This is a genomic window from Mesorhizobium sp. M0910, from assembly GCF_040319465.1.
Lineage (GTDB): Bacteria > Pseudomonadota > Alphaproteobacteria > Rhizobiales > Rhizobiaceae > Mesorhizobium.
In genome coordinates, this window is the sequence record NZ_JAMYNZ010000008.1 from 109,442 (window position 1) to 133,589 (window position 24,148).

At 61.6% G+C, this 24,148-nt stretch carries 25 protein-coding genes; all 25 read right to left on the reverse strand.

Translation table 11 applies throughout. From position 1 onward, the window contains the following. Positions 1 to 66: 66 nt before the first annotated feature. On the reverse strand, positions 67 to 1,473 hold the full coding sequence (locus NKH78_RS20925; RefSeq protein ID WP_352883700.1) for a hypothetical protein: 1,407 nt from the start codon (positions 1,471 to 1,473) through the stop codon (positions 67 to 69). Positions 1,474 to 1,556: 83 nt separating this feature from the next. Next, positions 1,557 to 4,442, reverse strand: coding sequence for a hypothetical protein (locus tag NKH78_RS20930; protein ID WP_352883702.1), 2,886 nt, complete (start codon positions 4,440 to 4,442; stop codon positions 1,557 to 1,559). 100 nt (positions 4,443 to 4,542) lie between these two features. Continuing rightward, the gene (locus NKH78_RS20935) at positions 4,543 to 5,643 is read right to left on the reverse strand and encodes a hypothetical protein (RefSeq protein ID WP_352883704.1); all 1,101 of its coding nucleotides are present in this window, start codon (positions 5,641 to 5,643) and stop codon (positions 4,543 to 4,545) included. 128 nt (positions 5,644 to 5,771) lie between these two features. Continuing rightward, positions 5,772 to 7,796, reverse strand: coding sequence for a phage tail protein (locus NKH78_RS20940; RefSeq protein ID WP_352883706.1), 2,025 nt, complete (start codon positions 7,794 to 7,796; stop codon positions 5,772 to 5,774). Next, positions 7,781 to 8,197 carry a DUF6950 family protein gene (locus NKH78_RS20945; RefSeq protein ID WP_352883708.1) on the reverse strand — a complete coding sequence of 139 codons (417 nt, stop codon included), beginning with the start codon at positions 8,195 to 8,197 and terminating at the stop codon, positions 7,781 to 7,783. The genes NKH78_RS20940 and NKH78_RS20945 overlap by 16 nt, the downstream gene beginning before the upstream one ends. 6 nt (positions 8,198 to 8,203) lie before the next feature. Continuing rightward, the gene (locus NKH78_RS20950) at positions 8,204 to 8,833 is read right to left on the reverse strand and encodes a hypothetical protein (RefSeq protein WP_352883711.1); all 630 of its coding nucleotides are present in this window, start codon (positions 8,831 to 8,833) and stop codon (positions 8,204 to 8,206) included. A gap of 3 nt (positions 8,834 to 8,836) precedes the next feature. Further along, complete coding sequence (locus NKH78_RS20955) at positions 8,837 to 9,592, reverse strand: hypothetical protein (RefSeq protein WP_352883713.1); 756 nt, start codon at positions 9,590 to 9,592, stop codon at positions 8,837 to 8,839. 5 nt (positions 9,593 to 9,597) lie between these two features. After that, entirely contained in the window at positions 9,598 to 13,551 is a 3,954-nt protein-coding gene (locus NKH78_RS20960) for a phage tail length tape measure family protein (RefSeq protein WP_352883716.1), read from the reverse strand. After that, positions 13,548 to 13,964: a phage tail assembly chaperone gene (locus tag NKH78_RS20965; protein ID WP_352883718.1), complete on the reverse strand. Its 417-nt coding sequence runs from the start codon at positions 13,962 to 13,964 to the stop codon at positions 13,548 to 13,550. The genes NKH78_RS20960 and NKH78_RS20965 overlap by 4 nt, the downstream gene beginning before the upstream one ends. Next, positions 13,904 to 14,344: a hypothetical protein gene (locus tag NKH78_RS20970; protein ID WP_352883721.1), complete on the reverse strand. Its 441-nt coding sequence runs from the start codon at positions 14,342 to 14,344 to the stop codon at positions 13,904 to 13,906. The genes NKH78_RS20965 and NKH78_RS20970 overlap by 61 nt, the downstream gene beginning before the upstream one ends. A gap of 26 nt (positions 14,345 to 14,370) precedes the next feature. Then, positions 14,371 to 14,610, reverse strand: a complete 240-nt coding sequence (locus tag NKH78_RS20975) for a hypothetical protein (RefSeq protein WP_352883723.1) — start codon at positions 14,608 to 14,610, stop codon at positions 14,371 to 14,373. A 106-nt stretch (positions 14,611 to 14,716) separates the two neighbouring features. After that, complete coding sequence (locus tag NKH78_RS20980; RefSeq protein WP_352883725.1) at positions 14,717 to 15,586, reverse strand: GIY-YIG nuclease family protein; 870 nt, start codon at positions 15,584 to 15,586, stop codon at positions 14,717 to 14,719. A 24-nt stretch (positions 15,587 to 15,610) separates the two neighbouring features. After that, positions 15,611 to 17,098 carry a phage tail tube protein gene (locus NKH78_RS20985; protein ID WP_352883727.1) on the reverse strand — a complete coding sequence of 496 codons (1,488 nt, stop codon included), beginning with the start codon at positions 17,096 to 17,098 and terminating at the stop codon, positions 15,611 to 15,613. Between the two features lie 63 nt (positions 17,099 to 17,161). Next, the gene (locus NKH78_RS20990) at positions 17,162 to 17,344 is read right to left on the reverse strand and encodes a hypothetical protein (protein ID WP_352883729.1); all 183 of its coding nucleotides are present in this window, start codon (positions 17,342 to 17,344) and stop codon (positions 17,162 to 17,164) included. Continuing rightward, on the reverse strand, positions 17,341 to 17,751 hold the full coding sequence (locus tag NKH78_RS20995) for a hypothetical protein (RefSeq protein ID WP_352883731.1): 411 nt from the start codon (positions 17,749 to 17,751) through the stop codon (positions 17,341 to 17,343). The genes NKH78_RS20990 and NKH78_RS20995 overlap by 4 nt, the downstream gene beginning before the upstream one ends. Next, positions 17,751 to 18,377 (reverse strand): hypothetical protein, encoded by a 627-nt coding sequence (locus tag NKH78_RS21000; protein WP_352883733.1) that lies wholly within the window; start codon positions 18,375 to 18,377, stop codon positions 17,751 to 17,753. The genes NKH78_RS20995 and NKH78_RS21000 overlap by 1 nt, the downstream gene beginning before the upstream one ends. Then, positions 18,377 to 18,760, reverse strand: coding sequence for a hypothetical protein (locus tag NKH78_RS21005; RefSeq protein WP_352883736.1), 384 nt, complete (start codon positions 18,758 to 18,760; stop codon positions 18,377 to 18,379). Before NKH78_RS21005 ends, NKH78_RS21000 begins: the two co-directional genes overlap by 1 nt. Then, a complete protein-coding gene (locus NKH78_RS21010; protein ID WP_352883739.1) occupies positions 18,761 to 19,165 on the reverse strand; it encodes a hypothetical protein in 405 nt (134 codons plus the stop codon). Next, on the reverse strand, positions 19,162 to 19,815 hold the full coding sequence (locus NKH78_RS21015) for a head-tail connector protein (RefSeq protein WP_352883742.1): 654 nt from the start codon (positions 19,813 to 19,815) through the stop codon (positions 19,162 to 19,164). The genes NKH78_RS21010 and NKH78_RS21015 overlap by 4 nt, the downstream gene beginning before the upstream one ends. Before the next feature lie 4 nt (positions 19,816 to 19,819). Further along, a complete protein-coding gene (locus NKH78_RS21020; protein WP_352883745.1) occupies positions 19,820 to 20,326 on the reverse strand; it encodes a hypothetical protein in 507 nt (168 codons plus the stop codon). A 4-nt stretch (positions 20,327 to 20,330) separates the two neighbouring features. Continuing rightward, on the reverse strand, positions 20,331 to 20,699 hold the full coding sequence (locus NKH78_RS21025; protein WP_352777551.1) for a hypothetical protein: 369 nt from the start codon (positions 20,697 to 20,699) through the stop codon (positions 20,331 to 20,333). 12 nt (positions 20,700 to 20,711) lie between these two features. Next, positions 20,712 to 21,227: a hypothetical protein gene (locus tag NKH78_RS21030; protein ID WP_352883748.1), complete on the reverse strand. Its 516-nt coding sequence runs from the start codon at positions 21,225 to 21,227 to the stop codon at positions 20,712 to 20,714. Between the two features lie 94 nt (positions 21,228 to 21,321). Beyond that, positions 21,322 to 21,759, reverse strand: coding sequence for a hypothetical protein (locus tag NKH78_RS21035; protein WP_352622221.1), 438 nt, complete (start codon positions 21,757 to 21,759; stop codon positions 21,322 to 21,324). A gap of 78 nt (positions 21,760 to 21,837) precedes the next feature. Next, positions 21,838 to 23,229 carry a phage major capsid protein gene (locus tag NKH78_RS21040; protein WP_352883753.1) on the reverse strand — a complete coding sequence of 464 codons (1,392 nt, stop codon included), beginning with the start codon at positions 23,227 to 23,229 and terminating at the stop codon, positions 21,838 to 21,840. Positions 23,230 to 23,246: 17 nt separating this feature from the next. Beyond that, positions 23,247 to 24,146, reverse strand: a complete 900-nt coding sequence (locus NKH78_RS21045) for a head maturation protease, ClpP-related (RefSeq protein ID WP_352883756.1) — start codon at positions 24,144 to 24,146, stop codon at positions 23,247 to 23,249. Between the last annotated feature and the right edge of the window lie 2 nt (positions 24,147 to 24,148).

Sequence of the window (24,148 nt, forward strand, 5' to 3'; positions counted from 1 at the left end):
TTGCAATCACAACCATGAAGCCGGTCGCGAATAGGGCAAAAAAGGCGAAGAACCACAGTTTCCGCATTACCTGGCGATACGCTCTTTCAGTTGACCCGCGAACTGCCGCGCCGCCAATGAGCCGCGCGGCGGGCCGTAAGGCGCCATCCTGCGCATCTTTGGAGCCGGCATACCGTATGCGATCATCGCCACCATGAACAACCCGCCGCCGGTTACGAGGCCGGTGAGCAGCGGGATATTCGCCTCCTGCATGAGAAACGGCAGCGACACAGTTGCGGCAAAGGCAAGCCGCGCACGCGTCACCACTTTATTGGCAAGACTGAGCAGCACGCCGAAGACAATCCCGACGATCATGACGCCGATCATGCCGAACGCCGCCAGCCCGTCGCTTGCCCAAAAGCTCGAATTGGCGTTGAAGCCGTCGCCGCCGGCAAGCCGGATGCCAACGACAAACCCCAACGGGACCTTGTAGGGATACTCGATGAACAGGTTGAGGATATTCGAATGTGACCAATAGGTTAGAGGGCTGTCGGAAAACACGTCCGCGTAAACCCCTACCATTGCCCCTTGCAAGGCGAGCGTCCGCATGAAGATCGTGGACACGACGTCGAAAGCAACTCCTGACGGCCGATCCCCCGTAACGATGAGGATTGCAGAAACCAGCATGCCCAGCGCCGCCGCTCCGAAGGTGAGGCGTGAAACCACGATGCGGCCATTCTTGATCGCGAAGAGGTAAAACCCGACCACGACAAAAAGCATGACCAGCATCACCTTGCCGGCGAACGCCATGAACACTAGGACCTGGCCCGCTATGGCAACGGGCAGCAACCATCGCCGGGACCGGTCGAACATGCCCACCGCCAGCAGGTAAGGGTTCATCGCGTTCGATAGCCAGCCCGTCAGATACAAGGCGAGTGTACTAGGGGCAGCCGCGGCGAATAGAGCGCGCTGAGTGTACAGCGATTCAAGACTGGAAAACCTCAGCATTCCCCGGAACTCGTAGAAATAAAACGCAACCGCAGCGAAATAGACCCCCATGAACAGAAACAGAAACCGATCGGATTGAAAGCGTTGCGTGATGACACCTTGGCGAAAAATAAGAACTCTCGGAATGTAGATCATAAACAGGAACGATACCGTCAATGACAGCATCAGGCCGGGCGCACTAAACGATTCGAACCCTTGAACAGAGATGCACAATATCGCCGGGATGAAAATGATCAGGAAAATGATCCAGCAGGCGAAATCAGAATATCGATTGAGCGATGTTGGCAGGATACACCCGAACAAGGCTATGATACTGTAGGCCAGCAGGGCATTGACGAGATCGTAGTTGTACCAAAGTCCGAGATAGAAAAACGTTACTGTTCCCCAACTGATGTAAGCGTGCATAAAGCAAACGACATAGACGGTAAGCCAGAGCAGAGCCGTTAATCTCTGATAGCTAATATTGCCCGGTGTTACGTGCTCCACGTCCCCTGCCCCACCCCAGAATAATTGCCCGTCTCTGGGTATAGGGTCTGCCAATTATTTAGGCAATGGCAAAGTTCGCTAGTCTAGGTCCGAATAATAGCGCCGGAAGTCGGCTTGACGCCGATGTAATCCCAAGTCGTCCCGACGCCATCGGCGATTCCTGTGCCGGTCCCGGTCGGGCCGCCAGCCCCCGCCGATGTGCCGGGAGTCACCAATTGATAAATATTGCCGGCGTTGGCGACCAATTGGCCGGGGACAGAATAGACGGTGCTGATCGTCCATGCCGGCGCAAGCCAGCCGGTTGTGAGCGCGAAATACATCGCTGCCGCTGCTGCCGCCGGAGCATCATTGCGCATACCCATGATGGAGCCGGCAGGATAAAATCCATGACCACCTGCTATGACAGGATCGGCTGTCACCAATGCCATTTCCCCATCATCATCGACCGGCGAATACACACGCATTGCACCAAGCCCGGTGATTGTCGGGTAGGCTTCCCCTGGTGCATTCATATGGCTATAGCCAATGATTTCGAGTGCTTGCAGGACGCATGGGTTTGTCCCGCCGCCGACCATCATATGAAGGGTCTTGACCTCATCCCGAACCGTAATCCAGAGATCCTTCGCATAGGCAAGATCAGCCTGCACTGCAGCCGGCGGACCGTTCGTCAGGATTGGCTGGGTGGAGTTGAAGGCAAACCCGCCCTTGACGTATTGCTCAGTTCCCCACGTCGCCAGTTCGCCAGCCGTCAACCAGTCGGCCGCGCCATAGGTCGCGGGCAGTTCGGTGATGGTACCTGTCAATGCCCCTCCCGCAGCGTCGAAAGCGTAGAAAGCAGGCCGGCCAGGGAAGTTATCCTGCGCCGCGTAGCGGAAACGGAGTGTCTTAATCTTAGACGTATCAACAGCCACACCAACTCGCGTTCCATTTGCGATAAGCAGTGCATCTCTGTGGGCGCCAATTGAGGCGGCCGACGTAGTGACCCGCTTCTTTATCGGAGTAGCGCCAGCTCCTTCCACGAGGAAGAGTTCATCCCCCTTTAGGTACGCTGCACCGGCACCGCCGGCTGATTTCAGCAACTTACCAAGTCCACCCCGGCGCCAAGAATGGGCCACAGCGCCCGGCCCGGTCATGGTGTTGCCGACCGCGCCGTTGATTTGCAGGATCGAGATTTTCTGCACCGTCCCGGCAGAGTTGTTCCATGGCGCATCGAACTCGTTGAAGGACGCGGAGGGCCCAGCAGCGCCGCTGACCAGACCGCCATCGCAGATCATCATCGGTCCCTTGCAGCTCTCGAAGCGGCTGCCGGTAAATTTATTGTAGATGCCGACGCCATCGAACAGGACCGGGCAGCGATATGTCGCGCCCGCTGGCTGGCCGAGTTCGAAGATCAGATCATGAAAGGCGTGGTTGTTGTTGCCACGGTAAGAGGCGACTTTATTCCAAGTAAACACTTGGCCGTACGCATTGCCAAGTAGTGCGGCAGAAGATGTGCAACCGTGGCGTCCTCCAAAAACTTGGCACGCATTGGTAAATCCGGCGTTAGGGTCTGTTCCGGACGTTGTAAAGATGCGCTGAAACTTAACATCGGAAATATGCAGACCATATATTTTCGTATATGGAAAGTTGACGTATTCAATGCCCTTGGTGAAGCCGTAGGTGAAATTCTCAACAACCTTGCAAAAGAAGCCGTAGCTCATGCGAATGGCGGTGTCGGCAGTCTGGAGGGTGGCGGGCCACTGCAACGCGCCGGTTGCTACGACACAGGGGAGCAAAAAGGTGCTTTCCCAGAAACGCAGGGCAGCAGTCCCGACGATATCGAGAACGACCTTCGTCCGTGTCCCGCTATACCTGAACGTGACGTTGCTCAGATCGACATAGCAGGCAGAAGCTGTCGTCCCGCTCACCAAGCCATAGACAGGCAGGGTCAGGGTATCGGTGATCTTCGAACGGATGAAGCTCTTGATCTTGATCGGCCGGTTAAGTGCCGCCATCGCGGCAAAATAGGCATTCCATGCAGCGGTGTCGTCGGTTACAAAATTGTCGCTGACGACGCCGTATTTTTGCGGCTGCGGATTCTTGTCGCTATCAAGCCAGTAGGCGCCGGCCGCATCCTGTTTATAGCACTGCGTCGGGATGCCGGTCAGGTCGGCCAATAGGACGCGCCGGTAATTGCCTTCTCCACCATCGCTATTCGATGCGTAGCCGTTCAGGGTGATATTGTTGATCCCGACAGGGATTGTCAGCGAGCCCAGGCCTGTGCGAGTGGCGTAGATCGGCACGTTGCCTTGGCTGACGATATCTGAGGCGAAGCCTTCCGCGATGTCGCGTGCCGCTTCTGCCCTATCGGCCTGTGCGCCGGCCAAAACCACGGCGGCTTCGGCTGCGGATTGAATCGCAGCGCTAGCCTGGTCGGATAACAGGCGGAAAGTGGATCCGGATACAAAGCCAAGCACCGGACCGGCCGTGAGCCCGCCCACCACAACATTGTTGCCAGCGGCCGTCTTGATAGTCAGCGCGGAGCCGCCATTGAAGGCAACTGTGACTGGAGACGCCGTGTTGGCCTCAAAGACATCAAGGCGGACGATTTGGGAACCGGATGCCGACAAGCCTATGCTGGTCGTTGCCACAATGGCATTCGGTGTCCCTGCCCCAGCATCAACAGCGTGGACGATCTGAGTGCCCGGAACGAAGTCCAGGAGGCGAGACCACGATCCGGTAGCAGATGCGCCGACCTTCATGTAAAGGCCGTCGTAGCCAGGGTCGCCCGACACCAGCGCTGGAGTATTGGCTGCCGGCGTCAGGTCGGCGTCGAGCGCAGCCTTCGTCGCGTAGACCTTGCCGTTCGTGAACGCGAGAGTGGCGAGGGATTCAAGGTATGTTCCCCACTGGCGGATTTGTGATTTCGTCGGCTGCGATGGAGCTGCGCTCGGTCCGTCAGCCCAGATCGTGTTGGCAAGGTCGACCATGCGAATTTCTCCAGGTCCGGCCAAGAAGGCGGCCGTTCAAAAAATAGTGGCATTCGTTCGGATGAGCGAAGTGACCCCAGGGCGCGCGCCTGATTTAGGTCTATGGCGCGACGTAGCCGCCGCAGTTGAAATAGACCTGCGCGCCAGTCGTGATGTTGGCGACATTGAGCGCGGTCGCTGCGGTAGATTTCAGCGGCGAAGGAAAGCTTATACGCAGCGGGCCAACCCCGAGCGCTTTGAGAAAGCCCCTGTAGATCACCGTCGAACCGTCCTTGACGACAATTTCGGTGTCGACCGTGGCATGCACGTTTTCGGCGGAAAGCCATGTCATATAGTTGCGCAGACCAGCCGCTGCCGCCGCCTTGACCGGCACGTCGGCCGTGCCGACCTCACCGCCAGACGCTGCGGCATAAGACCAATCCGCCTCTGGAATAGAGAATGGCTTCTGGATCAGAGCGCCAACAAGGGTCGCCACCAGATCGGCCGCATCTCCGGTCTGAACCGCGGTATAGTTTGCAGTCAGCGCACGCGCGCCACCCCGAAGCGGCGCGCCAGAGATCGCCGCGTCATGCGCGGCCGCACCAACGATCGGCAGGGAGTTATTTGCGACATTAACGCCAGCAACACTGCTGACCGAGACCTTACTAAGTTCACCAACGGCCGTTACCGTGCCGGACCCATAAACCGAAACCCGCGCGCGGAAATATCGGGCCTTGCGCGGGAACTGGAGGAGCGCCGTTACGGTTGTGGTCGTCTGTGGGGCAACCGAGCCGATATCGAGCGATCGAAGCCCTGCGCATGCAAACCAATTCGTATTGTCGGCGCTTGCCTCAAAAGTTACCGTGTTCCCAACGCCAATGCTCGTAACCTGAACGACGATGCTTTCATAGCCGAGCATGTCCTGGGTAAAGAGGACGGCGGCACTGGTGGCCGACCCAGAGACCGCCAGGCCATCAAGTTGTGACACCGGCACTCGTGCAGCGTCCGACATCGCGGTGGCGGAAAGCAGGCCTGCAATCAGCGACGTCAACCGCTGCGCAATGCGCTGCAGCCTACCGTTTAGGCCGCTCGATGCCGTATCGCTGGCGGGCGCGGTTTCTGTTACAGCCCCAAGAAGGATGGCCTCGGCAGCGAGATCGGCCTGGATGGTGTCGAGCTTGGTGTTGGCTGCGGTCTGAAGGGTCGACGTTGCCTGCGGCACCGGCACATCAGTTTCGTCAACCGCGATGGTCCGGGCGATGTCGAGACCGCCGACCGTGGTGACGGAGCGGTTTCGCGTTGCCGCCAAGGCGTCCTTATAGCTTGCTGCTGTTCCGGCCATGTCGGCTCCTAGACGTCAAAGATGAATTGGCTGTTGGTGGCGACAGAAAAGTCGAAGCTGGCATCGGTGCCGGTCGTGTAGACAATTTCAGAATCGGACCAGGTGCCATACTTCCCGTTCGACCCGATGAACGCGGCCTGCACCTCGATCTGGGTTTCCAGTGGCACCGCATTGGTGTTGACGATGATCAGGCCGGCAGCCGGCACGGCATCCGGGTATTTCTGTTCGATCCAAGCGCCGGGAACACCGCCGCCGGTGTCGACGATCCGATAACGCAGCACCGTCGTGACATCGGCGGTGTTGGGGTCGATGATCGCGACGCGGATATAGGCGGAACCAGCAGACGGCACGGCATAGACGGTGTCGATCACAGCGCTCGGCACGCCATCCGATTCCGGCTTCGGCGGCACTGGCGGCGCCGATCCTTCGTCAATTGCCGGGGTCCACGCATCGATGTCGGCCGGCATGACGACGAAGGTCATCTGGAAGCCGCCGCGCTGCACCGACAGCACCGAGCGGCGGTTGTTGATCAGCTTCCCGTCCATGGAAGGAATGCTTACCGGGGTCTGCAACCTGACCCACGGCGCATAGACTGCGTTGATGCCGGTGAAGCGGACGTCGAGGGAGCCGCGCTTTTTCTGCCGCAGGCGGGCGAACTCGCGCTTGGCCAGACGGCGCGCCTGGCGCCATTGATTGACCCAGAGATAGGCGGCATCCTGCGGCAACACCCGGCCGGCCTGCAGCTGGGCAGGCACATCTTCGAAGAAGTCGGTATCGGTCGAGGTGTAATCCGTCGCCGGATAGGTGAACTTCGGAACGAGGCGGTTGACCTCTTCTTCCGGCAGAACGTCGTGCTGGATGGTGTAGCCGACGATATCGGCATCGGTCAGCGTGGCAACGTATTTCTCGCGGAACTTGCCGGCGACGAACAGCAAGGCACCATCGCCGCGCTCGCACATCCAGCCATCACATGCGGCGAGAATGGCATTGGTCGCGGCCTTTGGATCATGCTCCGTGGTGTCGAAGCCGCCGCAGGTATACCTTTTCTCGGACCCGCCAACAGCGCGCGCTATGAGCTCGTCGCAGACGTCGGCCTCCTCCTGCCACATGTCGAGCACCGGCAGCAGCGCCTTCCTGAAATCCCGCTTTGTCCCAAACGGGTTGAAGCACTCGTGCCAGGCCAGCTGGATGGCCGGGTTTTCCGTGAAGACCCAGGTCGAGGGGTCTTCAGGATCCTGCAACGGCTCACGAAAATCCCAGCACAAAGCCAGTTCGGCAACTACCGAGAGCGCCGGCTTGCCATAGGGGAACAGCGACTGAAAGTCTTCGGCCTGAGGCGATTTGGCAACCATGCCGATGTACGCCTGGCCATCGCCGCGATGGTTGACGGTCCATATATCATCCGCCCCAAAATAGGCGACGATTTCCGAGATGGCCGTTTCAGGGGTCAACCCGATCCGGGTATAAAGCTGACATCTCGTTGTGCCGTAGCGATTGCCATGGGCAGCGCTGACATCGTTGCCGGTCAACACGATCTTGTCGTCATTGAAGTAGTAATCGATGTAGCCGTTGATCCGATGCGCGACGATCGCCTGCACGGAGATCATCAAATCGTCTGCGGTTTCCCAGAGCATCATCGCCCCGGCCAGCCTTGCCCGCCCGACACCCCAGAATCGGTAGGGAATGGCCTGTGTCAGCGGCTGGCGGCCATCCTCCGGCTTCGGCGGGGTCGGAGCCAGCAGGTACGAAAGACCGACCGTCAGGGCGGTGGTGACAATGGCGGAGGCAATCGCAGCGTAGGTGATGGTCGTGCTGCCGAAGGTGATCCCGCCCCCGCCAAGAATAGCGGTGAAGATCGGAACGAAGATCGGGTCCTTGTGAACCGGCCACTGGTATTCGCCGTTCCATCCGGACGCGAGGAACTCCTGCGTCGTCGTCGTTTCGAATGCGCCGATGCCAGGATTGTAAGAGACCGGCTTGCCTTTCAGCGCCTCGCGGATGGCAGCCTCGAGCGGGGTTATGCGATGCGCCATGCCCTGCCCGTCCAGTCGAGTTTCTTGACCATCGGGCCGCGCGCCGACAGCACCGCCCAGAGCGGACCGAACTTGATCCCGGGAATGTGCTTGACCACCATGCCGGCAGCATCGAAGCCAGTCATGGCGCTGATGATGCCGATATCGCCGTCATGCGGCTGCTGGACGCGCTGGAAGCCCAAGGCGCCGAGCTTGGCCCCGACCAGCGCCCCAACCCCGCCAGCGGCCCGCAGGACGGCATCAGCACCGTCGGCGTCGAAGTATGTCCCGCGCAAATCGGCGGCGGGATCCTTGCCCGTCCTCGCCAGCACCCAACCAGCGCAAAACGTGGTGCAATCCTCGCCGCCCATGCCGCCCCACCGCCACCGGTGCGGCAGCCTGATATATTCCTCGAGGGTCATGATGCCTCAGTAGTTCGGCCATGCCGGAGCGACGCCGCGGCCAAGTCTCGCGATGTTCGAGCAGAACTCGTCGGTCGGATAGAACGCCTTCTGGTGCGCCGGCGTCCACAGCGACTGAGAGGCCCGCGACCTGGTGTTGGTGCCCGACACGACGGCCAGGCTCAGGGTGGTCTTCTTGTTCTCTCCGCCGGTGACGGCAGGAGATGATTCCGTCGGGTGCGAGGCCGTCCCGGTCCACAGCGCGACGATGCTGGACATGGGCTGGTAATACTGGTCGAGCGTGGTGAAGCCTATCTTCAGGTCCTTGCCGCGCACATCCGGCATGGTGTCCAACACCTTTTGCGCGGTGGACGGGTCGATGCCAGAGATACCGAACTCCACGGAACTCGACTGGCCGTTGACCAGCACTTCCAAAGTCGGGATGTTCAGCAGCCGGCCGCCGCCGAGATAGACGGTGTCTTCGTCGATGCTGTCGAAGCCGGCCGGGATGTCGTTGACGCCCGCCCAGATATGCAGACCGGGATCGGTCTCCAGCCGAAAGAAGATGCCGAGAATATGGCTTGTCGCCATCGCATCCAGCACCGGCTGCGGCACATAGTTGACCGAGTACGAACCGATCAGATCCTGCCAGGCCATTGGTCAGAACGCCTCGACGAACTGAAAACTGACGCTGGCCTGCATGAAGCCCTTTGCCCGCCAGGCGAGTGTGAAGCCGACCGGGAACTTGCAGACGCAGCGCGGCCGGGCGAACTCGATGCGGGTGCCGGCCACGGCCGCCTCGCGCAATGGACGGTCGAGCGACAGCAGGTATTGCGAGCCGGTGTAGACGACGCCGTCGATCGTCTCGGTGACGTCGACCGGGTCCGATGTCTCCCAGTAGCGGTAAGTGCGCCAGCCCTTGACCGGATGACTTATGGAGAACCAGTCCGACCAGCGCAGGGTGCGGCTAGCGCCATAGATGTTGATGGTGACCTGGCCGGCATTGAGCGCCGCATCGGCGGCGACAGTGCCGAACACCGTCGCCTGGCTGTAGCCGGCGCCGTCGGAAAACAGCGAACCGTCGGAATGCGGAATACCGCCGATGATCGGCTTGGGAACACCATTGAACAGCGGGAACGGCCCCATCCAGTCCGATCGCACCGGCACGTTCATGAAGCGGAAGGATCCGTTCATGCGGGCCGACACCCAGTTGATGTATTCGTGCTCCTCCGGCCGCTGCGCAAAGCAGTTTTCATAGCTGGCGACGAAGACGCCACCGCCGGTGGTTTCGATGGTGACGGATTCGCCAAGCCCGTTGCTGCCGCTCTCGAGGCCGCCGCCCTTGGTGTCGAACGACATTTCCGACGCCTTGATGAAGCCGATGTCGAGCGTGGGCAGGCCTGTGTAGCGACCCATTCTGCTCAACCCTTCTGCGAGTTGTAGCGGCGCTGCAGTTCGCCGAAACCACCGCTGGCCTGCGCCTCGTGATAATCGCCGATGGCCTGCTGGGCGCCCTGCCTTGCCAGCAGGCGGATATGTTCGTCCCCACTGCCGCCATAGACATTGACGTGGAGATTGACCTCTTGGCCCCGTCCGCCGCCGCTTGCACTCATGTTCGCGTTTGCAGCCATATCCATCGAACGACCGTGGCTGCGAATGACGTCACCGCCGCGCAGCTTGCGCAGTTCCGGGCCGCGCTCGCCGACCCATGCCCAGCCTTCCGGAGCGTTTTCGGTGCCGTCGGCAAAGCCGAACAGCTTTGGGAGGAAGCCAAGCAGCATGGAAAGCAAGCCGCCTCCGCCACCGGCGGCAGGTGCTGGAGTTCCTGCGCCTATCCCCAACATGGCCGCAAAGCCGCCAGGGTCCGGCGTGAAGTTGCCAGGCTTGAGACCCTCCAGGATGGAAGCAAGGCCGCCCTTGCCGCCGACGCCGCCCGTCAGCGCATCGACTGCGCTGGTGACGGAGCCGCCAAGGCCCCCAAGGTTCTGGGATGCGGTGATGGCATTGGTTGACATCTTGTCGAGCGCTGTCGTTGCCGTGTTTGCCGACGCGCCGATGCCGTAGCTCTCGACACCAGGGAAGAGCGCACGCTGGTTGTCGTTCAGACCGCCCGCCCACGAGCCGCCGCCCATGCCGACCTTGCCGCCGCCGAGGTCGAAGTGCATCTGGTCCATGGCGCCATACTTGCCCTTTGGCCCGCCAAAGTAGCCGCCCCAGCGGAACTCATCGTTCAGCTCCGGATACTTCGCCATCTGAACCTTGCGAGCGTTCTGGGCGAACTCCTCATACGCGCGGAAGCTGCTCGCGTCCTGATAGTTTCCGAGGCTCTTTCCCGACGCGAGATCAGTCAGGTTGACGTCGGTCGCCAGACCCCGACCGTGAAAGCGGGGGTCGCCCGACCTGTATCCGGAGAAGGCATCAACCTTGTAGCCTGGGGTCTGGAGAGCGGCCGAGTTCAGAATGTCGGTCAGCCTGGGATCAACGCCGGCCTTGTAGTTGCCGACCATCGACAGAGCGCTGCCGCCGGCTGCAGCGAGCGGCGCGCGCGTCACCGCGCCAGGTGCATAATTGTCGTTCGCGATGGCACCGACCGCGCCGGCAGCTGCTGCGCCGAGACCACCACCGCCAGGCATCTGCCCCGTCAGCGCCGAAGCAAGCCACCTCCCAAACATGTCAATGAGCTTGCCGAGCTGATCGTCCATGGACTTGGTCAGCGCGTTGAGAACCGCCTCCCCCAGCGCCTTGCCGACATCGCCGCCATTGCGCAGCATCTCGGACTTGAAATCGGTCAGGAAGCCGACGGCGAGACCCTTGGCGTCGGCGAAACGGGCGATATCTCGCATCTGCTGCGCCTCCGGCGAATTGAGGTCGACGGCGAGGCCGGCACCTTGCTGCCGCGAGGCGATCTGCTGATCCTGCGCCGAGCGGAACTGCTGCTCGCGCTCGAAATTGAGGTCGGCCGCCAGCTTCGCCTTAGCCGAGGCCTCCGCCAGGGCTGCGAGTTCGGCAGTGTTCCTGCGGATGGCTTCGGCCTCTTCGCCATAGAGCGGAATACCGAGCTTGCGGATCTCCTGCTCCGCCTTGAGCACGGCGATCGCGCGGTCATGCGCTAGCGTGTTCTCGCCGATCAGGCCGAGCTCGGCGCGCTGCGTCTCGAGGTCGATCTCCTGGCCGTGGATGGTGTCGCGCGCCTGCTGGAGGGCACGCAGCTTGCCGTATTCCGCGGCCTTCTCCTTGATGCGGGCGATCTCGGCTTCATCGGCTGCTACGTTGTTACGCGCGGCCTCTTCGCGGACCTGTTGCTCGAGTTGGAACGCCATCCGGAGACCTTCTGTGGCCGCCGTTGTCTTGCCGATGAGATCGGCGTCAAGCTTTCCCGAGGCCAAGGTCTGGTCGAGCGAGCGCTTGCGCTGGTCTTGTGCTTCCTTCAGCGCGTGCTCGGCTTCGATTAGAGCCTGCTTGCCGGCGAGCTCGATCCTGGTTGACCTGGTGCCTGCGGTCTCGTCCGGGTTGACGGTTGCGGCAGCACGGGCGCGGGCGGCCGCCGCCAATTCCTGCGGCGAGCGAGCATTGAGACTGAGTTGGTCGGCATCCAACTGCTGCTGCATTCGATACTTCGCGCCGATCTCACGAGCGGCGAGTTCGTCACCGGCGGCGCCTTTCGGAAGGATGCCTTTCTCCGGCAGCCGGATCTGGTTGATACGATCGAGCACCTTGGCGGTACCGTCGAGGTTCCCCGACGCCGCCATGGCCGCTTCGGCGATACCCATGATCTTGTCACGGATGCCCTGCAGGCCTGGGTTCTTGTCGACGATCGCCTGCGTGTCCCGTTCGAAGGTTTGGAAATCGGGATGGGCGGTCTGGAGCCCTTTGCTGAGGTCCGCGATAGGAGCGGCAAAATCGGAGAACTCGGATCGGGCTTGGTACGAGCCGGACTGATGGTAGCCGGGCACGACGAATCGGGCGAGCTGATCGAGAGTGTCTCGATTGGTTGCCTTCGCGGCTTCGCTGAGCGTCTCGTTCTCGCGCCGCGCCGCCGCTGCTGCTGCGGCCTGCGACTTCTTTCCAAAGTCCTCCGCTTTGACCCCAGCCATGCCGTAGGCCTCGGCAAGTTCGTCGACAGCCTTGCGCTGGGCTTCCGTGGCATCCTTCAGCGATTTGGTCTGTGGCAGCAGCTTCGAGCCGAACTGGATGCCGACGGCAACAACGGCGGTGAGACCGACGGCGACGAGATTAATCGGGCTGAACAGGCCGAGCACGGCCGAGCCTAGCATCTTGGCGGCGCCGGCTGCCCCCCGACCTCCAAGCGAAGTCTCCATTGCCATGCCGAGCTGAGTGCCCTGCTGAAGCGCAATCATCATCGGCGACATGCCCATCGCCGATGTCACGGCAATGTCCTGAAACTGATATGTCGCGTTGGCGATCGCGGGGTGGTTCCCACCACCATTCTGATTGGCGGCCATCCGGCTTCGGGCCATGGCTTGCGCCTGCGCCAACTCATCGGCGGATATCGCGCCCCTTGCCGCCAGCGCCGAATATTCGGCCAGCTCGGCGTTGACGCGATCCTGTGCCGCCGCAAGCGGGTTGAGTTCGGCGCGAAGTGCGGCAACCCGCGCCGCCATCTGATCGGCTTCGCGGCCGGCTTCGTCAAACACGGATGCCGAGGCCCGCGCCGACTTGCCGGAGTTAGCCATCACCGACGAATTGAACTGGTCGGCGAAAAGTGCCCCGGCTTGCTGTGCCCGCAGTTGCGCCATTTGATCAAGCTGCGCGAACTCGGCTTCGAAAATCGATGCGGACGAACGGGCGCTGGTCGATGGTGTGGTCTGGACGCCTAGGACAGCGTTGAACTTGCCTTGGTTCGATGCCGCGATCTGCCGGCCGTTTTCCACCTGCTGATCGGCCCGGGCCTGCGCGATCATTGCCTGATGCGCCGAAGCCGCATGCGCCAACGCGGAAGCCTGCCCTTCGATCTGGGCGTTCGCGGCACCGACGGCGGCGGCGAGCTGCGTCTGTCCTTTGGCCGCAAGCTCCGAGGCGTTGGCCGTCAGGCCAAGCTTCTGATTCATGCCGACAAGAACCGTCGCAGCATATTCTACCGATGCCTTGCCGGTATCCAACTGGCGACCAAGGGCACGAAGATCGTTCTGGAACTTCTGAGCTTCTCGCTGGCCGTCAAGATATGTCCGCGCCAGGCGACCGACGACATCCCCGGACTGGCTGATTTTACTGTCGTTGGCGGCAATGACCTGACCGACAGCCTGCGCCGAGGCCACCATAGCGCGATCGGCGGCGACCTTCTGATCGGCGCCGGTCTTGTATTTCGAGGCGTCGATCTCAGCCGAGGTCACCAGGCGGGAGAGCTGTATGGTCATTTGTTCTCAGCCTCCCTTGCTTTTGCAGCGACGTGGATCAGCCATTCGGTGTCGATGGCGGTCATGAATGCGAGGAACCGATCGAAGGCCTCGCCTTCGATACGGTAGCGGCGGGCATAGACATCGTAGGCGATGAAGCTGATCGGCGATTCCCCGCCCATCGCGCCATATTGCCGGTCGAAACGGAGTGCTTCCCACGCCTGCCAGTAGAACTGATGCCAGTATTCGGCACGCGCCTCTTCCGGCCGGGTCGGGACCTTGGCCGCCGGCAGTTCCAGCGGGAATTCGGCGGCGATCTTCGCCAGCCATTGGTTCTGGCCTTTCCGCTCGAGATCGTAGCGGAAGGCCGCGGCTAGTTTTTTGTTGCGGCCTTGACGAACTCGACCTTCTTCTTGCCGACACGGCCGGCGCACCAAAAGATCATCTGCCGCATGACACGATGTTCCTCGGCGACCAAAATGGTGGCGACCAGATCGAGAGAATACTCGACGTCGAGGCCCTTCCAACCGAGAAGAAGGTGCTCGACCGACAACTGACCTTCAATCCTGGCCTGAACATCCGCCGGAACCTTATCGTCCGGATAGTCCTGCTTCAGTTTTTCCAGAGCATCCTGCCGCGCCGTGACATAGTCCGGATACAGCGTCGAGCGGACAAAAAATGAGAGCCCGGGCAACGGTGTCGCTTCAAAGGGCTTTTCGGGGTCGAGCCCATGCCATTCCTTGACCGGGATCCAGTCGCCTTCGCGTTCCCTGGAAAGGTCAGCGCTCAGGCTGGCCAGCTTGATGGTGGTCATGTCGGTTTCCTTTGTCGGAAGGGTTTTCATTTGGAGGGGGAGACGAGCCGGACATCAGGCGCTGGTTGCCTCACCTGCAGAATGGCATCGTCGCGAAATTCACCTTCAACCAAGATCTCGCCCATGATCTCCAAATGAAGCATCGTGCCTTTCTGGCCCGAGGAGAGGTCGAACGAGACCCGGCAGATGCCTTCGACTGGCAAGCCGTTCATTTCTACGGAGCATGTGTGGGGCTCTTTTCCCACCACTATCTTGAACTTATTCACCAGGCTCTCCTGTCGGGGAGTTTGAGGGATCGGGCGGCTCCGACAAGCCGCCCGCCTTCTGCGCGCGCGCGGCAGAACCAAAACCCGGTGTCGGCCGGGAACTCGATCAGGCGAAGATTGCTCTTCCGGTCGTAAGCCAATAGGTCACAGCGGCGACGGTCACCGAGAAGTGCCTAGCTGCCTCGGCCTTAGTGTCAAATCCGATTCCATCGACCACAACTGCTTTGGCGCGCGGATGGTGCGCCCCACGATCCTTTTTTGGCGCAAGGTGACCCGCGCTGGCCGCGTCTCGGGTGAGCTTTCGGCTGACGCCAAGAATTCTAGATGCCTCCTTAACGCTCCGATACGTCGTTCCATCGATCTCGATTGTTCGGGCGGTAGGATGCGTGAAAGAAGGATCAGAGAACCTCCGGGTGGCGCATTCGGACAACTTGCGCTTCTGCGTATCGCTCATGGGCCGGCCTCGAAGCCACGGCCGTTCTCGAGGGGCTGCACGGCTCATTGCTTGCTTGGCCGCCTCCGAAAATTGGCGGGGGCCTCTGCTTTTGCCACTCTGGGCAGCACTCATTTTTGCCCTAGCAGATGGAGAATGCTTTCGTCCCATCATTGGGTTGCCAGCTGGCACGTCGCAATTGAGGGCAGGCCTCAGGCGGTTAATCCACCATTGTTCCCTGCAGATCAAATCGGCGCCCACGCTCAGTCGCTCGATGATCACGAACGAAAACGTCTCCTCTCCGTCCTTTGCCCAAATCCTCTGTAACCATTTTCCATGATGAATCCCGCGCCGCAATTGGGAGCGATGCGCGATCCATCGTCTGACTATGTGATCTGAGGACCCAATGTAGAGGAGATCGCGAACCTCAGAGACAATGGCGTAAATTCCCACATCTCTATTGGCGCTATCCATCAACGGAAACGTATTTGCTGAATAAGTTTCAAGCGCGACAAATCCGCGCCTGCGCGGGCAAGTAGTCATTCCAGTCGGCCCCTTTCGCGTTGCCTACACGAAATACTCAAAACGGTCGACCAGTAGATGTGCATTGGTGAGCGGGTCGAGGCTTGCCTGGCCAACCAAAGGCAGCGTCGTATCGGTGTTCTTGGCCGAGGCCGACGGCGAACCGTCGGTGAAGGTGATGCGCGGGATGGCGAAGATCAGCGCCTGGTTGTTCTTGGCGATTCTGGTGTTGATGTTGGTCGGCGTGCCGGCAAACAGCTTGGTCAGCAGCGCGTCCGACCCGAAATAGGTCGGCGCGTTGATGCTGACGTCGAAGCTGCCCTTGCCGATGTCGACAGGCCCGATCGTCTCGTCGCAGTCGAGCGCGTTGATCATGCGCAGATTGTTGTTCACGCTGATCTGCAGCGACTGCATCCAGTTCGGCGAGCCGAGGCAGACACCGTTTTCGGCGATGCGCCCGACATTGACCGCCGCCGCCATGATGGCGTTCGTCGTTGCCGCATCCGGCGAGGAGTCGAGGGAAGTCGTCGAGGCCTGCCCGCTCATGCCGGAGAAGGTCAAGGTGTATTTGGCCTTGTCCTCGGTGGTGAAGTTGAACTGGCCTTCGCCGGCCACCATGCCGCGCTGCGCAATGTAGGTCGGCACCGCCTGGCCCATGAAACCGCGCTCGATGGTGCAGCTCTTGGTGTCGACGCCATTCTTGATCTGGTCACCGAAGAAGGCCTGGATGGTCTTGCCGGTGCCGACATCGGTCGTCCAGCCGGACGGAAGGTTATCGAGGGTGAGTTTCGCCGCCGCTATGGCGGTGATGCGAGCCCAAGCGTTGCGGCGGGCAACCAGGCCGGCGGTGACCAGAAAGGCGAAGGTCGAAGCGTCCGCCGAACCGCCGATCTTGATCCATTGGCCGACAGCGAGACCGAGCGTGGTGAAGTTGAGCAGCGTCGAGCCAAGACCGTCGGCGAGCGCGGTGATGTCGGCCGCGGCACCCATGAAGCCGACCACCTTCATGCGGGCAGTTGCGGGCGGTGCGGCTTCGGCGACGAAGCCGGCGCCAAGGAATGCGGGAACTGTGGCACTGCCGGTGGTGCACTTGAACACGCCGTTGTTCGCAGCCGCGGTGAAGCCGGTGAAACGAACAAGCTGGCTGGCGACGAAGGCGGCACCGGTAGTGACCGTGGCGACGTCGGTAGTGTCAGCGAGCCCCGTGATGACCGAATCTGCGACGCCGTCATTGTCGCGGAACGGCGTGTTCAGCCAGGTCGAGCACATCAGCGATTTCAGCCAGATCGACAGCGGCGATTCATCGACCGGGAACGACAGCTCGCCATTGATCGGGCCGCTGTTGGTCTCGTTGACCTTGATCGGATCGGCCGACATTCTGTCATCGCGGATTTCCTCCGAGGTGACGAAGGTCGGCCGAAACGCCAGCGTCTCGCCGGTAAAGCGCGCCGTGCGCATGCGCGGCGTGGTTGGCGTGGTGCCGAGGGTGACTTCCTCGACGACGGTCATGCGGGTGCGGTTGGAATCCGTCATGGGAGGCTCCATCGAAAGGCCGCCACAACGGGCGGACGGGGTTGATCGGTTTAGGAATAGAGGCTAGTCCGCCTTCGACGGATCCTGCTTTTTCGTCTTCGCCGCGATCGGCAGCTTTTCGATGTGGCCGGTTTCGACCAGGCCATCGAAGCTCTGCGGCGCCAGATCGTCCTGCGGCGAGACGCGGTCGCCTTCCTTGAATCGGCGCAGCCGCGTCGAAAATGGTTTCAGCACCTGTGCCATCATTCGTCCCTTTCGAAGTTCACGATTGCCGTCATGGCGTAGTAATTGGCGAAGGTCCGGCCGGGATCGCCGACGCCGATCGACGCGTCGCGAAAGGTGACGCTGTCGATGTCCTGGCCCCGGAAGAGCCCGACCAGCTGCTTAGCCAGTACGCGGGCCCGGCGGCTGCCGGTGCCATTCGGCGTCATGACGTGCAGATAGACCTGCCCGCCTTCGCGCCAGAGATTGTCCTCGCGCGGCTCGGCGCCGATCGATATCTGGTCGTAGAAATCGCCATAGATCTCGACATAGACAAATTCGGTCGGCACGTCGGGCAGCTGGTACTCATCGTTCTCGAAGACGACGGGCGTGACGTTCCAGCGATCGGCGATCTGCTGCTCGACGACGTCGAAGGCTTCGGGGCTGGCCATCAGAGCGCATTGATCAAGATAGAGGGGTACGCAATCGGGCTCCCGACTGCAGATCGGCGCGTGCCGCGCTTGAGGCGATAAGGAATCTGCGCATGCAGGCCTGCCCGTATGTTCAGGAACTTGGCTTCGAAGCTGTAGGCATCCCGGAACCTGCTCTGCATAGCGCGAGCGGTGCCTTGGAAAAGGCGCTGTTCCGGTATGCCGAGATAGCCAACCTCAGCCTTCCTGACGGTCGGCATGAAATTGGTGATGATGATCTCGGCGTCCGGCCTGATCTTGCTGAAATCAGTGGCCACGGCGCGGCCACTGGCAATGACGATGAAGGACGACGCGAATGTTCCGGATCGCCGTGGCGACCGCTTCTGCAGCTCGACCAGCGCCGCATTGATGACCAGCGGCCAGTTGACGAATTCGTAGACGATCGGCCCCGGCGCCTGCACCGCCTCTTCGGGGGCATCGCGGACGCCGTTGACATAGCGCTCGTAGTTCGAGCTGGCGATCCCTTCGCCGATAACGCGCTTGAGCTCCTGCTTCGCGAACGCCGCCAGCGCGTTGTTGATCGCCTCCGGCTCCATGCCGGCGGTCGCGAGCTTGAGATCGCGCTCGAAGAACTGGAAGCCAGCCATCAGCCCTCAACCGTCATTTCGCAGCGCGCCCACTCGCCGCCGACAAAGATCGGACTGACGAACAGTATCTGCCGCTGCTTGCCCTTGATGACCGCGAAGTCGTTGGCGCGGGGAATGCGAGGATCCGTCCTTTCGGTGACGGTGGAGACAGGCAGGCCGCCAGGCCACTGCGCCGCCAGAATTTGCGTCGGTGACAGGATCACCTTTGATGAGGTCTGGGTCACAGTACCGACGATTTCATTGGCTGACACGCCCCTCACTGCAGCGCGGCACGTCACATCAATATTGACCTGGTTGGCGCCGGTCCCTGCTTTGCGTCGCAGCGTGATGTCCTCGCCGGCGCGCGCAAGCGCGGCATCGAGTGCGGCGACTTCGGCTGACATCTAGCGCGCCTCGATGCGTACGCTGAGCGTCGTGTTGGTGTATGTGCCGACACTGGTGATGACGGCGCGGAACTGGTCACCGACAAGGCCATCGTTGACACCTTCGGCAGCGAGCGCGGCATAGGCAGTGATGGCCTTGGACACCGTCCCGGATAGATTGGCGTATTTGACGCCGGCCGTGTTGGCGAAGTCGAAGCGGGCGACGTCGAACCATGTCGCGCCACCGTCGATCGATGTCTGAACAAGCGCGACAATGCTGGTGCCGGCGGTGCCGCCGAGCAGCTGCGCAACCAGCGTGACGCCGAGCATTCCTTCGAGATCGGTAATCGCCGTCTGCGCCTGGGCGGCAAGAGCCGCGCCGATCGCGCCTGCGAATAGAACATGGCTGCCCGGGTTGTTCATCATGCCACCCATGTTTCGATGTAGCCGCCGGCGCACAGCATGTCGCGCACCGCTTCCGGCAGGATTTCCGCTTTCGTCGGGTCGACCCACCAGGTCCTGGAGAGAACGCCCGGTATTTCCTCGCTCTTCAGCATCGGATCGGCGATCTGTGCCGGCGTTTCGTAGCCATCGCGCCACAGCATGCGCAGCCATGTCTCGGCGGCGAGTTTCAGATCGTCCGGAACGGTCGAGAAACCGGCCACATATTCGACGACAATCTTCCCAGACGGCCATGACGACCGGCGATCGGAACAAAGCCGGTCGAAGAGCCCGGACGGAGGATCGATGAGATAGTCTGCCGCAACCAGCGGCTCGTCATTCTCGACCACGGAATTGATGGCCGAGACCCGCCGCCGCGACAAGATCAGAGGCCCGGCGGGCCGGCAGTCCAGCCGGAACGTGTCGGTCAACGTCTCGGACAGCAACGTCGGCGGCGTCAGACCATCCGTGGCGAGGTTGCAGGCGCGCTGGATCGCTGCAGATATTCGATTGATCGCGCGGGTCAGGTCGGCATCGCGCGCGCCCGTGGTCAGCCCCAGAGCCGCCCTCGCCTCGCCGACGGTCAACAGCGCCAGGCTGGTCGCCGGTGTCGTGACCGTCAGGATGGGCTGCACAGTCTTAGCCCTGCGCCGTCATACGGGCGTCGGCGACTTTGCCGAGGACGATGTCCTTGCTGTCGCCGTCGTCGACGGCGATCTTCTCGGCGTCAACGACCTTGGCGAGATCTTCGTCCGAAAGCTTCATGAGGTCCGTCAGAATGGCATCGCGCATCTTGGCCTTCTCGCCTTCGGCCTTTGCGGCGGCCTTTGCGGTTTTCTCGTCTGCCTTAGCCTTTGCGGCTTCAGCCTTCGCAGCTTCCGCGATTTCCTCGGCAGTGCTCCGCGAGGCATAGCCATGCGGAGGATATTGCGACGCCGAATAACCGGCCGCCACGTACTCAGTGACGGTGGGACCATCATCGCGCAGAGCAACGCCGCCGTTGGACTTCGCATCCAGCTCGCCAATCAGTCCGGCCTGCTTCAGCCCTTCGGCCATTGAACCGAAATCGCGTTCGTCGCCGACGTTCAAGGGCTCTGCCTTGATGCCATCGAAGGAGCACGGGAATGCTTTCAGTACCTTGTGCATGGGATCATCCGATCAGGAAATGGAGCGTGCCGGATTTTGCGTTGCCGCCAGCGGCGACAACGATCTTGATCCGGTCGTTCGCGATTGCGATGTGGTCGTTAACTGCGAATCCCGTCCCGGACTCCGCCGCGACACCTGCGGTGGAGTGGGTCGGCTGCCGCGGCGCTCGAGTGGCCGAAGCGTTGACATCCGATTCGGCCCAGATCGTCTGGCCGGTGGCCTCTGATGTGATCGTGAAGTCGACGCCATCGGCAAAATCGGTCTTGACGTAGCGGGCTTGCAGGACGCGGCCTGTGGCCGCACCCTCTGTATATGCCGTCGCCGAACCGTCGGCGGCTGTGGTGATGACGACGGTTTTGCGCTCGACTTGCATATCAGTCTCCGATCAGCGCGTGATCAGGGCGACGAGATGGATGCGGGGCGAACCGCCGGCGCCGCCGCCAGTCACGACGAACTCGATCGCCTGGCCAGCGGTGACCGTATTTGCTGCGGTCGGGGTGGCAACATCGACATCGCCAGCAGCGCTGGCCGCGGTCGCGATTGTCACGACACCGTTGGTAACGGGCACAGTCGCGATCTTGGCCGTAACGGTGATATCGGCGGTCGAGACGGCACCGTCTATGACGGTGTAGATCTTGATGATGTCGCCGGCGTGCGGAGCGACCGCAAAATACGAACCCTCGGCCGACCCATCAGCGATGTCGAGCGAGACCGGATAGGCATTCAGTTCGGCCGCGGAAGCGGTCAGACCAGTGAGGGCCAGGGTGCTCCCGTCGATCGTGACGCCGGCGACGACCAAGGCGCCGCCGCTCTCGACGGTGATCAAACCGCCTGATGCGACAACGAGCTCATCGCCGCCCTGCTTGCGGTAGACTTTCGGCTGGTAGGAAGTGTCAACCATGGAAATTTCTCCTTTGCTACGAGGTCGCCCGCGGCGCCTCTAGCGCTATGCGCTTTGGAGGAAGATGGGAGCGGGCCCGAAGGCCCGCCTGATATCAAACTTCGCTGGGGTCGTTGAGCAGCGCTGAAGCGATCACGCTGGCATCCTGCGAGGTCGGCGCCGACCAAGGCATGTACTGGATGGCGATGATGCCATCGACCACCGCATTGGCGGTGCCACGCTCCAGGATCGCGCGGATGTAACGCTCGCGCGGCTTGTGAACGTCGAGCACCAGCGCTTTGCTGTCGGCGCTGGTCGCGCCGGCGGTGAATGACGCGGAACCAACCAGTTCCGCCATACCGCCAGCCTGGTTGAGGGGGTTCTGCTCCGCCTTAAGTGCGAGCGCGGAGGTATCCAGGACATCGCCGGTAAGGGCGATGAACATGACGCCTTCGAAGCCGGCCATATCGAGAATGGAGCTGGCAACATCGGTCGTCGCCGCGACGGCCGCAGCCGAGACGCGGGTAATCTTGCAGTTCTTGAGAAGAGACATCGGTTTCGGTCTCCGAAACGAGAGGAAAGGGAGGGCGACAGCGGCGGGTCGAGCCCGCCGCCGATGCGATTGGCAGGCTTAGGAGGCCGCGATCTTCAGCTTCTTCAGGGCGTCGGGCTGGCGGACGCCGCCACCGACGCGCTTGCGGCAGCGGAACACCACGACGCCGTTGTCGGCGCCTGTCGTGTAGTCCGGCTGGAACGAAATCGCGACGCGATCGACGATGACGTATGCGCGACGGAAGTCGCCATAGGCAATCGGGTAGGTTCCGGCAGCGATGTCGGGCATATCCGGGAATTCCAGATAATTCGCGCCAAGGATCGTGTTCGGGACCGACCCCGCGATACCGGGCATCCAGAGATATTGCCCCTCGCCATCCTTCAGCTTGCGGGTCGCGGCGATGGTCCCCCGGTTCATGGTGAACACCGCGCGGCTGGCATAGCCGGTTTTCAGTGCCGCCCACAGATTGATGAGGCCGTCACCGGTCATCGCAGCCGCAGCGCCGCTAACGACTTCCGCCACCCCGGCGGAAGCCAGCAGGAAGCCCTGCGCCTGGTTCGCGGCGCCGGTACCGGACACGAACTCCTGGCCTTCTTTGACCGCGAACTGGTCAACGAATTCGCCGCGGAGCTCCGCGATGAGATCGTAATCGGCGTCTTCGAGCATCTGGAGCGAGATCTCGCCACGGGCGAACATCTCCGGAGCCGGGAAGTCGAACATGCCATAGGCAGGATCACCGGTATTGGTGCGGGGCTGCACTTCGCCGACACGGGTGGCGGCACCAGCCGCTGCGGTGCGCTTCGGCTGCTTCAGCGAAGGGCCGCCGATGATGCGGACAGTCGCGATCGAGCGCATCGGCGACATCTCGATGATGTCCTTGATGATCTCGCGGTTGACGTCCGGAGGAGCCAGGAGGTAGCCGGCGCCGGCATCGTCACCCTTTACCAGAGCGGCGCGCCGCTTGTTGATGATGTCGACCTGGGCGGTGTCACGGCGATCCGCTGCGCGGCGGATGCAGTGGTCGAAAGCCGCGTTGTACTCGGCGTCCTCTTCCTGACCTTCCTTGCCGGGCTTCGGCCGGTTCAAGACCTTCTCGACCTTATCGAGCTGCTCCTGCATGGCCTTTTGGCTGTCCTGAACCTCCTTGGTGAATTTCTGGTTCAGGGGCTCCCACTTGTCGAGGTGGGCGTTGATCTTGGCGAGCTTATCCTCGAGGACGACGTCGCGCTTTTGGAGGTTGGCATCGTTGGTCTTCTTGAATTCCTCGAAACCGTTCATGAAGTCGCCGACGGACTTCTGGAGGGTTTCCAGCGACGCGGGTGCCACCGCGGTCGCAATTAGCATGTGGTTGTGGTCGATGTGACCGAAAGCCGACAGAATGTCGGCGCCGGCGTCAGGGAACGCCATCACGGCGAAGGCGGCGATCAGCGCAACAGCGCACATCGCCGCAAGAATGCGGGTGATTTTCATTTCAGGTCTCCAGTTTTTCAGGATTTGAAGAGGGATGTCGCCCGGTCGAAAACCGAGGCGAGTTCGGCGATCGCTGCATTCCCGCCCTCTTCGCGAGGATCGGCGTCCGCCTCATCACGAGGCGTCTGGAAGACCCGTTGCGCGGCGGCAGCAAGACGCTTCGCGAGGGCATTGGGCATCTGCTCTGCGTCGCGCAGAAGATGCTCGAATTGGCGGACCTGCGGCGCGTCATGCGTCGGCTTCAGGTCGGATGGGGTGTGATTATAGAGTTTCAGCAACGCGGAACGCGCTGCCTTCTTCTCCTTGCCCTTGTTTGGTACGACGGAATCCGCGAAGCCGTTGTCGACGGCCTGCTGACCCCTGAACCACGTCTCGGCGGCCATCCAGTTCTTCAGCTTTTCGTCGTCAAGCTCCGTGCGAGCCGCATAGATGTCGACGATTGCCTGCTCCAGATTGTCGAGGATGGCGCCTTCTTGCCGCATGTCGTCGGCATCACCGATCACAAAGCTCCACGGCTTGTGGATCATGATGTTGGCGGACTCGCCGATGCGGACCTCGTCGCCGGCCATAACGATAACCGAGGCGATGCTCGCGGCGATGCCTTCGACATTCATGATGACCTTCGCGGAGTGTGCGGCGAACGAGTTGTAGATCGCGATGCCGTCAAACACGAGGCCGCCAGGGCTGTTGACATGGACGTTCAGCGTCTCGACGTCGAGCGCCGCGATTTCGCGCGCGACATCCTCGGGCTGGATGCCATCCCACCACCCGCCGATGTCGCCGTAGATGTAGATATCGGCGCTGTCAGACCCGGATTCCGCGGCGACCCGAACGGAGCCGACCCCGATAGAGTTCGGTGCGCGGTTACGCGCGGCCGATGCCTTGAAGGGCGCGAGGTCGATGATGATTTTTTTCATCG